The 13,738-nt window shown below is 38.0% G+C and carries 5 protein-coding genes; 2 read left to right on the top strand and 3 right to left on the bottom strand.

Annotation, left to right across the window (positions count from 1 at the left end):
- Positions 1-42 precede the first annotated feature (42 nt).
- On the top strand, positions 43-3,228 hold the full coding sequence (ccsA, locus tag V8G56_RS13325; RefSeq protein WP_395438948.1) for a cytochrome c biogenesis protein: 3,186 nt from the start codon (positions 43-45) through the stop codon (positions 3,226-3,228).
- Between the two features lie 139 nt (positions 3,229-3,367).
- Here ccsA and V8G56_RS13330 read toward each other — a convergent pair whose 3' ends face one another.
- Genes V8G56_RS13330 through V8G56_RS13340 form a run of 3 tightly spaced genes read right to left on the bottom strand, consistent with a single transcriptional unit; the run spans position 3,368 to position 12,626 of the window.
- Positions 3,368-4,126 carry a DUF4350 domain-containing protein gene (locus tag V8G56_RS13330; protein ID WP_395438949.1) on the bottom strand — a complete coding sequence of 253 codons (759 nt, stop codon included), beginning with the start codon at positions 4,124-4,126 and terminating at the stop codon, positions 3,368-3,370.
- Between the two features lie 15 nt (positions 4,127-4,141).
- Positions 4,142-9,493, bottom strand: a complete 5,352-nt coding sequence (locus V8G56_RS13335) for a glycine-rich domain-containing protein (RefSeq protein ID WP_395438950.1) — start codon at positions 9,491-9,493, stop codon at positions 4,142-4,144.
- A gap of 4 nt (positions 9,494-9,497) precedes the next feature.
- A complete protein-coding gene (locus tag V8G56_RS13340) occupies positions 9,498-12,626 on the bottom strand; it encodes a PKD domain-containing protein (RefSeq protein WP_395438951.1) in 3,129 nt (1,042 codons plus the stop codon).
- A 393-nt stretch (positions 12,627-13,019) separates the two neighbouring features.
- On the opposite strand from V8G56_RS13340, the gene V8G56_RS13345 reads away from it, so the two are divergent.
- A complete protein-coding gene (locus tag V8G56_RS13345) occupies positions 13,020-13,508 on the top strand; it encodes a hypothetical protein (protein ID WP_395438952.1) in 489 nt (162 codons plus the stop codon).
- Positions 13,509-13,738 lie beyond the last annotated feature (230 nt).

The raw sequence follows: 13,738 nt of genomic DNA on the forward strand, positions 1-13,738 counted from the left end.
ATGCTACTTTTGTTATTATATATCAGGATAAATACATCAATTATGAAAAAACTATTAAAAATAATTTTCTCTCCAAGAACCACCCTAGGCTTACTGGTAATCTTTGCAATTGCCATGGCTGTGGCAACTTTTATAGAAAATTCTTATGATACAACAACGGCCAAAATATTAATTTATAATGCTAAATGGTTTGAGCTTTTAATGCTCTTGATGATTCTTAATTTTATTGGGAGTATCCCACGTTATAATTTGTTAACAAAGAAAAGATTTTCAGGCTTTTTGTTTCACACTGCTTTTATCATCATCATTATTGGAGCCGGTGTAACAAGATATGCAGGATTTGAAGGAACAATGCACATCAGGGAAGGAGATAGCTCCAATTATATTTTTAGTGATCAAACCTATTTAAATGTAAGAGCTAATGACGGTGTACAGGATTATTCCATTGATCAGTTACTGACTTTTGGAATGCTCACTGATAATTCGTTTAAAGTAGACCTTAAAACAGCGAATAAAGGGACTGTAGAAATCAGTTATAAAAATTATCTAAAAAAAGCGCAGGAAACCTATGTGGAAGGAACGGAAAATGGTTTTACCATCCTGTATTTAACGGTTAGTGATGACGGAGGACATCAGCATGAAATTCAGTTAAAAGAAGGAGAGATTAAAATGATGCATAATACGCCTTTAGCATTTAACAACAATCAACGTCCTGACGCTTTAAATATAACAGAGAATGCGGATGGATTATTTATAAGCTATCCTGCCAGCATTATAACAGCGGCTATGCCTGCCATGACAGAAGGTCTTATTCAAAAAGATAGTTTAGGAGCATTTACACCCATGGTGCTGTACCAGCCTGAGGGGTCAGGAATAGCTGTTGTAATAACCAAAATAACGCAACATAATACTGTAAAATATGTGGAAAGCACAACGGAAGAAAATTTACCTGGGGCCTTAATTTTAGATGTGAAGCATAATGGCGCATCACAAGAAGTTACCATTTTAGGAGGCCCGGGATATATTGATAATTTTCAAGAAGTACCCTTGAGTGATATTTCACTTAAATTAGCCTATGGAGTAAAAAAAATAGAGCTACCATTTTCATTACAGCTACGCAAATTTGAATTGGAACGTTATGCAGGCTCCATGAGTCCATCGTCATATGCCAGTGAAGTGACCCTAATTGATCCAACTAAAGGTATTAAACAAGACCACCGTATATTCATGAATAATGTTTTGGATTATGGTGGCTATCGTTTTTTCCAGTCATCTTATGATCAGGACGAAAAAGGAACCGTGTTATCAGTAAACCATGATTTTTGGGGCACATGGATTACCTACTTAGGATATGCTTTAATGATTATTGGGTTTGTTTGGACGCTCTTTAATAAAAACTCCAGATATTGGGAATTAATGGGTAAGATAAGGAATCTCAGAGCGCAAAGAAAAGGGCTGACCTTGTTATTGGTAGTCTTACTATCCACCTCGTCACTTTTTGCACAGCAACAGCAAGCGCATGAACATCAAGTAAACCCTTACTCGGTAAGTAAGGAGCATGCCAATAAATTTGGCGAATTGATTGTGCAAAATTATGAGGGCCGATTTGCACCTGTACACACATTGGCAATTGATGTGATGCATAAAATTGGGAGAAAAGATAAATTTGTTATTCCAGGTAGAGGGGAAATGTCAGCGATGCAGGTTTTTTTAGATATGCCTATCAATGCTGACTTCTGGAAAGCTCAAAAGATTATTTATGTACGTGAAAAATCGGTTACAGATGTTATTGGTATTACTGGTAAATATGTAGCTTTTAGCGATTTTTTCAATGATAAAGGCGCCTATAAATTACAATCATTTGCTGAAACTGCTTTTAGAAAACCAGATGCTGAACGCAATACATTTGATAAGGAAATTATAAAGGTGAATGAGCGGTTGGAAATATTTATGATGACTTTTCAAGGGCATATGCTCGATATTTTTCCAGTTCAGAACTCAGAAAATAATAAATGGGTAAGCTGGGAAGACCAACTCGCACAACAGCCTCTCACAGGACCCCTTAAAATTATTAATGACGATCTGCAATTACCAGTGCTGAATTATAGTGGTATTATGCGCTCCTATTTTATAGAGCTTATTGAGGCCGCCAAAACTGCTGATTATAAAAAGGCTGATAAATTATTGGGATATCTTAAAAGTATTCAACGGCAGAGTACTGCGGCAGATATTATTCCTTCAGTAACCAAAATAGAAAAGGAAATAAGTTATAATAAATCCAACATTTTTATCAATTTAAAAAATGTATATGGTTTGTTAAGTGTTTTATTATTATTCCTAGCCTTTGTTGATAATTTACGCACAAAGAAAAGTAAGATTCTGACTTGGTCTTTAAATACATGTATAGCCCTGTTGGCTGTAGGTTTTCTTTACCATACTTACGGTATGGGCATGCGTTGGTATTTGTCAGGGCACGCACCTTGGAGTAATGGTTATGAGGCCTTAATTTTGGTGTCCTGGGCAAGTTTACTGGCCGGATTCAGTTTTATGCGCTACTCAAAAATTACTTTGGCAGCCACCGCATTGTTAGCGTTCTTTACCTTAATGACTGCCAGTCATAGTAGTTATGACCCGCAATTGACCAATTTACAGCCTGTTCTTAAATCGTATTGGTTGATCATACATGTAGCAACATTAACCATTAGTTATGGCTTCTTGGGTCTTGGTTTTGTATTAGGTTTATTTAATATGGGTATTTATTTGTTTAAAAATCCTAAAAATTCAAACCGTCTTTCTTTGATCACCAAAGAACTCACGCACATCAATGAAATGAATTTGACCATCGGGTTATTTTTAGCCACAATAGGCACTTTTCTTGGAGGTGTCTGGGCTAATGAATCGTGGGGTCGCTATTGGGGCTGGGATGCCAAAGAAACATGGGCACTGATCATTACTGTTGTGTACACCATTATATTGCACATGAGATTAGCACCGAAAATTAAAGGTGAGTTTATCTTTAATGTGGCGGCCATATTTGGTTTTGCATCGGTATTAATGACCTTTTTAGGAGTGAATTATTACTTTACGAAAGGCATGCACTCTTATGCCAATGGAGAAACCCCTGTCTTCCCTATATGGGCCTGGATAACCATAATAATGATAATCATTTTTATTGTCATCGCAGGCATTAAAGAACGAACTAATAAAATGTACAATGTAAAAGAATAATCATTGGTTTTTTATTAAAGACTAAAAGCCTTGTTCTATATTATGAGCAAGGCTTTATTAGTAAAAACGCTTTAAGTGAGTACTATTTAATTGCTAAAAACTTATACTTTAGTAGTGCTTTTGTAAAATAACAATACTCTTAATTGGCCAACCACTGTGCAAGATTTTGAGCCAGTTCGTAATTGTTTTCTTTTAGAAACATATTTTGGAATATGGCATCGTCTGAAAACACAACGAACTCACCCAAACCAAAAGTACCGACCACAATAGTTGCAAAGGATTGCTGTGCATCCGCTTTATTATCACCATTTAGGTCTATCCAAGATTTAGTACTGGTTTGTGCCACTACATGGCCATTCGAATTGGTTGGTAACAAAGCCCATCCACCATAAACGGTAAAATCATTCAAATTGTTAGTGAGTTCATGAATGTTTAAATTCACTACCTTAAAATCGATATCATTTCCAATGATCAAATTTCCGGTTTCATGAATAACTCCGTTAGAAATAGAAACATTCACATTATGAAGCAAGGCTGCAACCGGTGGTCCAATATGTAACATTACAGCGAGTTTTCCACCCTTCTCAAGAAAACGTTTAATCACTCCTATTTCATTTTGGGTAATTGATTTAAACGCACCAGTAATAACTAAGGCATCTATATCATTAAGAAGTTCATCTGTAATTTCTGAATTGGAAGTTTCAACAGTCCAGGCATCATTCTGAAAGATGGTTGATAGTTTAGAGAGGCCAAGATTTTTTGAATCAATAATTTTAAAAAGCTGACCATGTCCTTCTTCGAATAAAACTGTTTTCTTGTCATTTTTACATGAAATAAGGCTTAACAAAAAACAAACTACAAGAAGATACCTTGTAAAATTTCTATAATGGGCTATCATAAAAAATTAGTTTTATTACCAGCAAGTTTTACCATTTCCACAATGTCCTGCTGAACCTTCTGCACTATAGGTTATTGTATTAACCATAGTACCCCCATTACTCCACCAAAGCGGTCTAAAATAACTTTCACCATCTACGTGAAAAGAAGTACCATATGTGCCTTGTAAATTAGGAGAAGCATCGCTACCATTAGTTGCATTGTGGCACCAGAAACATTGCACATGACTCCAGCCATTACCTGAAAGGTTTTGGCTATTTGAAATATGAGCTCCTCTTGTATGGCTATCAAATGGAGGCACATCACCTGTTCCAGTAACAGGACCAGCTACAGTATTTGTTATGGTATAGTCCGGTTCCATATTACCGGCCGCGCCATGACAACTATTACAAGCTGTTAGTGTTCCTGCATTCCAAACTGGAGTAGTAATGTAAGTTGCCTGTTGTGGGCCAACTGTAGAACTCCATTCAAAAGCACCTGTTGGATTTGTTGATGAATTCCATGGATTAGTAGCGAAATCAGCTTCCTGACCACGATGAGAAGTTCTACCATTACTATGGCAATAAATGTTGCTACATGTTTTATTTCCATTGAATACAGGCGTATTTGCATCCTGACCATTCCTTGTGGCCATTCCATTTGGATCAAAAACAATATTTATGGTTCCGCTTGGATGAGAACCTTCTGAAGTACCCCCACTACCATGTCCGAAATGACAGGTTGCACATGCATATTTATCTTTATGGGTAACATGCACTGCTGAAAGAAATGTTGGTGCCGTAGATTCATGACATGAGGTACAACCACCTCCTGAAGGCGAGAAATTGGAGCTATGTGGATGGCAAACGGTACAGTTTTGTCCAGGTATTCCTGCACCTTGACTCGTATGATTCTGATCACTGGCAGTACCTGTATTATTAAAATGCGTGGTTGAAGTATGACAAACTTCACATACACCATTATAGGTTGCATTACCATCAGCAAACGAGTTAGTACTGGTTTCAGCGGTGAATACTACAGTTTTATTACCACTATTAGGGGTTGTAATAGTATTTCTCACCATATAGATGTTTCCTTTGTTTGTATTATGGGTTTGGTGGCAATCCAGACAGTCCATACCATTATGCGTACTATAAGTATGGCAATCGGTACATAATGATGCATCGTTAGTAGTTCTTAAAAGGTTACCATTGGCTGCCAACCCCAAAGACCCCGTCACATCATGGACACCATGACAGCTGGAACATTCCACTTTTGAATTTATTAATTGGGTATTGGTTGGAGCGGCATTAAATCTTGAATCGCCTCCATTATAGGTTATACCAACGGGGTGGGACCCTTTATTGGTTGATGGAGCATCACTATAAATCCCTACATTTCGAGCAGAGTGGCAATCCTTACACATAGCATCGCCTACATTACTTGCCCTCAAATGAGGTGAAGCCACTGAAGTATTGTGCTGGTCATGGCATGTAGAACATATGATTTGACCCGAAATAACCCTAAGCGCCATTTGAGAGTTACTAGGTAAATTGGTTTCCTTAGAAGCATTCACGGCATTGACATTCCAGGGATGAGAATCACCGGTAGCTGGAAAAGTATTGATATTATCAGCAGCGGTAAAAGGTTTAGCACTGGCCGCACCTGTAGAGGTATGGCAGCTCTGACATAAATTATCATTACCAGACACATTGGTCAAACTCATTCCAGGAGCGCTATGCGTAATATGACAGGACGAACAATTATAATAGGTATGATTTGTTGCCACTGAGATGACGACTGTTTTTGATCCGGATGCACTGGTACCACAGGTGTTTGTTGCAGTAACCGTAATATTAGCAGCAGCTTGGGCAGGGCCTGAACTGACAGTGATTTGACTTGTTCCCTGTCCTGCAGTAATTGTAAATCCAGAAGGTACAGACCAGGTGTATGATGTTGCTCCACTGGCTGAGGCCGAATACTTGAAACCCGTACTGTTTTGCGGCACTGTGGCATTCCCATTAACAATTGGTGTTGGTGGAATATCATTTACATCAATAACTAAAGCATATCCTATACTGGAGTATCCACTAGTTGAATTTTTTACTTTTAATGTCCCATAATATTTAGCTTTTGGAGCTGCAGCAGGCACAGTGATAGAAATAGGACTTGCGGGTAAAGCGGCATCAACAACATTTGAGAATCCTGCAGCCAATGCTGTACTGTTAAAAGTGATGCTATACAGATCAGGATTATCGGTAGTTGCCGTATAAGGCAAGTTGGCCGCTGTGGTTCCTTTACAGATTTGTGCAATGGCTCCTAATGTAATGGTGGGCGGACTTGCGGCTGTAGTAGAAGTGACAGCCAAAATGGAGGCTGCACTGGTTCCGCAAACGTTAGTAGCTGTAACTGTAATATTTCCATTTTGCCCATCAGCTCCCGAAGTCACAGAAATGGAAGTCGATCCTTGCCCAGAGTTAATAGCCCATCCTGAAGGTACTGTCCAAGTATAAGATGTAGCATATGTAACAGCTGAAATGCTATAGACGTACCCCGATGTACTTGGAGTCGTGTCTGGCTGTCCTGAAATTGCTCCCGGTATATCTGGTATGGGTGTTACCAATACTCTTACTTGGTTTGAAGCCAAGCTTTGGGTCGTATTGCTCTGTCCACAACCATTATCTGAAGCGTAACCTACACAGAAATAATAACGATTTCCTGCCTCAGAAATGGACGTATCAGGCGTATAGGTTTGCGAAGTGGCACCTGCCAATAGGGTAGCCGAACCAATATTATTGCTATTACTGGTATTATAATACCATTGATATTGTATCGTAGGAGTTCCGGAACCTCCAGAACTTACAACAGAAGCAGTTAATAAGGTAGCAGGGTCACCAACGCATAAATTTTGAAATGTATTAGGAGCTACAGAGGTTGATGTGGGACAATTTATAGCTTCAGAAGTTACAGCTAAGGTGGTCGTCGCACTGTTGCCACAGGTATTTCCTGCATATACAGAAATATTACCGTTTTGACCGGCTGCTCCTGAAGTCACAGAAATGGAATTGCTATTTTGTCCTGAATTTATGGTCCAGCCTGCAGGAACACTCCAGGTGTAAAACGTAGCATTAGGCACTGCTGTAACACTATATATCAATCCACTAGTATTTTCTGATACTGTAGGTGATCCGCTTATAGCACCGGGTTGTACGGGTGCAGGAGGCGTTACCGTTACCTGAACCGCATTGGAAGCTAAAGTCTGGTCAGCATTGGTTTGGCTACAACCATTGTCAGTAGCATAACCCACACAGAAATACCAACGATCACCAAGGGTGGTCACATCGGTTGGAGGAGTATAAGTAGAAGCCGTTGCCCCAGAAATTAGGGATGCCGTACCTACAGTATTGCTATTGCTTGTATTGTAATACCATTGGTATAATAAGGTTGGGGTTCCAGAACCACCGGAAGTTGTGATGTTTGCTGTTAATTGGGTAGCTGCGACATCCTGACACACCGTTTGAATTCCTGATGGACTCACTGAAGTGGATGTGGGACAATTACTTGCAACAGTCACTGTAACCGTTAAGCTAGCGATAGGTCCATCCCCGCAACTATTGGTTACATAGACCGTAATATTGTCTCCGCTTTTTGATCCAGTAGTTACCGTAATGGAATTAGTACCTTGACCTGAATCAAGTGACCATTGGCCGGGATTCCCAGGTACAGTCCATGTATAATTGGTTGCGTCAGGAACCGCCGTAATACTGTATACGTATTGAACGCCTTCTGATACTGTTGTTGGGCCTGTTATAGTAGGCAATGAAGGAACATCTTTTACTGTGATGCTTACTGTAGAGGATGATGGCGTACAAGGTGCATTGGAAATGGTCCATTGCAAAACATAATCACCGATTCCACCTGCAGGAGTAAAGGTAGTTCCCGGATCGGTGGTCGAAATGAATTGTGCTGTGGACGTACTTGGCCCACTGAGTATAGACCAGGCTCCTGTACCTACAGTTGCGGTATTGGCTGCCAATGTTGCACTATCTGCAGTACAAATGGTTTGAGGGCTTCCTGCATTAGACGTTGTGGGCTGAGCATTAACTGTGATGGTCACATCAGATGTTGATGGTGTACATGGAGCGTTGGAGATGGTCCATCTCAAAACATAGTTTCCATTACCTCCTACTGGGGTAAAAGTAGCTGCAGGATTAGTAGTGCTGCTAAATTGAGCTGTTGATGTATTTGGGCCACTAACCACTGTCCATGCTCCTGTTCCCACAGTTGGGGTATTGGCACTTAAAGTAGCTCCTGTTCCATCACAAATAGTTTGAGGGCTTCCTGCATTGGCCGTAGTTGGTGTACCTGATACAGTTACCTGTACTGCATTGGATGCTAAAGTTTGATCTGCATTGGTTTGTGAACAATTATTATCGGTAGCATAGCCCACACAAAAATACCATCGGGTACCAATTTCAGCTGCTGTAGTTAAAGGTGAATAGGTTTGACTGGTTGCGCCACCAATTAAAGTTGCTCCAGAAACTGTGTTACTATTGCTTGTATTGTAATACCATTGATATAGTAAAGTAGGAGTTCCTGAACCACCTGAAGTAGCAACATTTGCAGTTAGTTGGTTGGAAGTATCTCCCTGGCAAAGTGTTTGTGCATCGGTAGGGGTAATACTTGTTGAAGTAGGGCAATTGTCATTAGAAACAGTATAAGTAAGTTTAATTTGACCGTCTGCACTAGCTCCTCCTAGATTATTTCTGCCACCGGAACCACCACCACCACCACCGGGAGGTGATCCGGGGTTACCATTTATATTATTTCCACCAGAACCACCGGCACCACCACCATTTGCTCCTGCTCCTCCCGTGCCACCTTGGACTCCTGTGCCATTTGTTCCATTTCCTCCGGATAAAGTGGCATCATTTCCAATACCGTTTGCTGCAAGTCCTCCAGTACCTCCAGATCCAGAAAATAGACCTCCAATACCCCCTTCGGCAAATACGGTCCCGGAAGTTAAAAACCATGTATTACCACCAGCAGCACCGTCACCATTTCTTAAAGACTGAGGTGCGCCAGCTCCAATTTGCATATCAACTGTGGTATTAGGAACAACAACAATATTTAAAGACCTACTATAAGCGCCACCGCCACCGCCACCACCGGCAGCATTATTTGCTGAAGATCCACCACCTCCACCGGCACCCCAGCACTCAACGGTAACAGAGGTTACACCGGCAGGAACAGTCCATGTAGTCGTATTTGGATTAGTTAATGTTACAGTAGTCTGACTACTTACAGTATGTATTGAACCTAAAAACAGGAATAAGATTATAGAAGTAAATAATCCAGAACTTAATATATGGTGTAGTTTTGTTTTCATCTGGTTAATCCTTTAATATTAATTTATCCTGTCCAACAAAATTACCAGCGTCGATATAAACAATATATATGCCCTTGGTAAATTGGGCTATATTAACATCAATATAATAGTTGCCATTATAAGAGGTAACCATATTGGGATTGTACGTTCCGGAATATAAGTATTGCCCTGATGTGCTATTTATTAAAATATTAATTGTACCTAATAAGGGCTCATTAGGGCTTATTAATATGGTAAAACTTCCTGTTGAAGGATTGGGGTAGATATCAATAATTTCACTTGTCGATTTTCCGCCCACATTAACTGTTTCGGTAAATACTGAACTTCCACAATAATTGCTCAAAGCTGTATAGGTTACAGTATAGGTCCCTTTGGACGCATAATTATGAATCGGATTTTCCTCTGTAGAGGAAGTGCCATCACCAAAGTCCCAATAATGGGAATCTGCGTTTAGTGAATTATTAACGAATTGAACTTCTAATGTATTGAAATTAACATAAAAATAGGCGTCAGGAAGTGTTGAAATAGAAACACTAACGAAATCTGAAGTAGAACAACCGGATGCATTGGTAACTGTTACCCCATAGATACCAGCAGAGCTAATTCCCAAGGTTCTTCCTGTACTTCCGTCACTCCATAAATAACTATCAAAAAGACCCGCATCTAAAATATAGGCAGAGTCACCTTCACATATAACAATATCAGGACCTAAATCCAAAACTGGTAAAGGATTTACAATAACTTCAACACTTGCAGTGTTTGTGCAACCATTTTCATCAGTAACCATAACACTATATAAACCAGAACTGTATGCTGTGAGTGTTTGATTTGTGCTACCATTATTCCATAAATAGCTTACAAAATTTCCTGGATTCAGTGCAACAGAATCACCTTCACAAATTATAATATCAGGACCTAAATTCAAAACTGGTAAAGGATTTACAATAACTTCAACGTTTGTAGTATTTGTACAACCATTTATGTCAGTAACCATGACGCTATATAAACCAGAACTGTATACTGTGAGTGTTTGGTTTGTACTATTGTCATTCCATAGATAACTTTCAAAACTTCCTGGATTAAGTACAACAGAATCACCTTCACACAGTATATAAGACGTCGCTAAGTCTATCATTGGCAAAGGATTTTCAATAACCACTGCTGAACCTGAAAAAATTCCTGGAATATTTAAAGCATCAATCACAGAACTTAACTGATAAACCCCAGGAGTTGATGTCATTAATTGATAGGTGGTTTCACTCGTTGTAATTTCTCCAGCAGGAGTACCATCAATAGTATAACTAAATATCCAAGGTGCAGTTCCTGTAAAGTGAATTGGAATTGTCGCTGCATTACCCTCACAAATATTTATAGTGCTTGTTTCCATAGTAGCTACCGCAGGTTCTGAAATAGTGCCGAAAACAACTTCAGGATATCCTTTACTAATATCACTGGTACAATAGGCATCGGTTATTTGAACGACTTCGTAAGTCCCTTCAAGAGATGCTGTTAACATATAAGGGCTTTGGTCGGTAGTTATCGTTGTAGAATTTTTCTCATCAATTACATATACAAAAGTCCAGGGTCCTGTTCCAGTTAATGCTATGGTCAATTCTGTTGACCCTCCTTCTGGAATGGTAATTCTAACATTTCCATTAGTGATTTCAGCAGTGGGTAAAGGATTCACAACTACGTCTACAATGCCATTGTTGACAATACCACCGCAAGCATCATTGCTAATAGAGGTAATTTTATATAGTCCAGATGTTTTTGGAATGAGTGTATAAACCTGTTTAGTAGTAGTAACTTCAATAGGGTTCTTATCGTTAATCGTATAGGTAAATTTGTATGGAGGTATTCCAGTAAATGTTATATCAATTCCGGAACCATCATCGGTGCATTTGTCAAGAGTGGTGTTACTAACTGTTGCCGTTGGTTGCATACTTGAGGTTACCATCGCTCCACCATTAAAACAAGTTGTAGTGTTTAAGTTTCCATCCGTTAATGCAGTAATTTCATAAAACCCTGCCGATGCCGTTAGCATATATGGGTTGTCACTTGTCGTAATTTGTGTAGGATTCAGTCCGTCTAGGGTATAAGTAAAAGTCCAAGGTGCTGTTCCTGTAAATTGAACTTCCAGTTCTACTGAAGCAGAACATGTAGTTATATCAGTCGTTTTAATAATTGCTGATGGTATTGGCATGGCAATTTCAAATATATCCAGACTGGCCTTATCCATAGATGACACAATTAAGCGATGGTCTGAACTAAAGAGGAGATCTATTGGAAGATTAAATTCTCCTGATCCATTTCCAGATTGTCCCACATGGGTTAAAAAATTACCAAATTCATCATAAACGCTAATTCGAGCTAAATAGGGGTCCACTGCATAAATATTCCCACATGGTCCAACAGAAACACCTTGAATTCGGTGATTTTGTCCATCATACATGCCAAAACATCCAAATTGATTTAATAAAGTTCCATTTAAATCGAATGCATATATTGAAGTATTGGGCCCATAATTTCGAACTGCCCAACCTCCATTTTGGTTGCAATAGGTATTCGTTTCGGGACCTATTCCACCATGTTCTGAGACTACTAACCGATTATTTTTTTCATCAAAAGCAATTCCTGTCGGAAATGTAAAGTTTGGATCTGAAAATTGAAGTACGTTGTTACCGGATACATCTAGCCCTAATACTTCTTTGGCTTCACTGTCAGTAACATATAAAATATTTTTAAATCCAAAAACCATTGAGTTAGGTAATTTTGTACCTGAATGGAACAAAGTTTTACTGCCATCGGTATTGACTAGATAAATGTTACCAGTAATTTCGTCTCCAACAAAGAGTTGTTTATTTTTATTTACGGCAATTGAAATAGGATTAAAATCAGTGATAATTTGTCTTTTATACACGCCGCTACCATCATATATAACAATGCTTTTCTTGTCAGCATCTAATACATATATATAATCATTAGAATCAATAGCCATTCTTCCTGGTGCATCTAGCCCATAACTAATCAATTGGGAAGAAGTGTAATCACTCGTGGTATTTTGCGAGTGTACAGAGATTACACTAAACACGATCAGATTAAAAAAAAGTATGTGTTTTAATGAGGTAAACATTAAAAAAAATTATGAATTCAAAATTAATAATTGTTATTCAGATTAAATATGACTATTGTCAGTTTTCCTATAGTCTATATTTCTTTAACCAGCAATAAAAACAGGCTGTTGTGTGGAGTTAAAAAAATGTTTTTGGACAACTATGTTACTTAAGAGATTCGCATTAATTGTTATGCCATAGATAAGTTTATTATTCAGATCGTTTAAGATGCCGAACATAACACCATAACTATGTTAGGAGTTTTAAATATGGGCATAGTTTAGATAAGTATGCTGCAAAGTTTTAAATAATTAAAGTTTATTAATAATCAGTTACCTGATTTAAATTGATAAAAATCAATGTTAACTACTTAACAATTAATTACATTTAAAACATTCTAAATCCTTATTACGATGAAAATCAATAAATTGATATGCCAACTTTTTACTGCTCTTATTTTAACAGGTATAGCACTCGCTTTAAATGGATGTAGTGACTCTGATAATGAGACTAGTATAAACAACTCTTGTCAAACTTTCTTAGAATGTCAAGATAAAACCGTTTGGGAAAATGTCCCGTCATACATAGGAGATTTTCTTAAATTTCAAAACAACCAAAACAACCCTTGGGTAGCGTATTGGACATATGAAGGGGAGTGTTACCATGTTAATAATTCTATAGATACAGAACATATCACCATTATTGAAAACTCAAAAAATATTCTAAAATATAGAACAGGATATGAAGGAGGACAGTACTGGGCGATTCAAACTTTTACCTATTCAAATGGAAAAATTATTTTTAAGGATGAATTTTATGTAAATGATAATTTAGATGGTGTGTATATTTATACATTTGAAAAATCAGATTTAAATTTGAATAGTTTGACATTTTGTGATTAAAATTGGTTTTAATCTTTTTGTTATTGTGTTATTTTGTTTTGGTATAATAACCTTATCTAGTATTTACTTAATTAACAACCTTTTACGATTTCAATAAACTATAATTAGAAGAAAAATAAGCAACTGTTTGGGATAAAGGTGCTTTCTTAGACAACTACATTACTAAAGACATTCGCATTAACTGTTATGCCATAGATAAGTTCTTTGTTGAAGTGGTTTATGATGCTGAA

It is taken from the genome of Gaetbulibacter aquiaggeris, assembly GCF_044003965.1.
Lineage (GTDB): Bacteria > Bacteroidota > Bacteroidia > Flavobacteriales > Flavobacteriaceae > Yeosuana > Yeosuana aquiaggeris.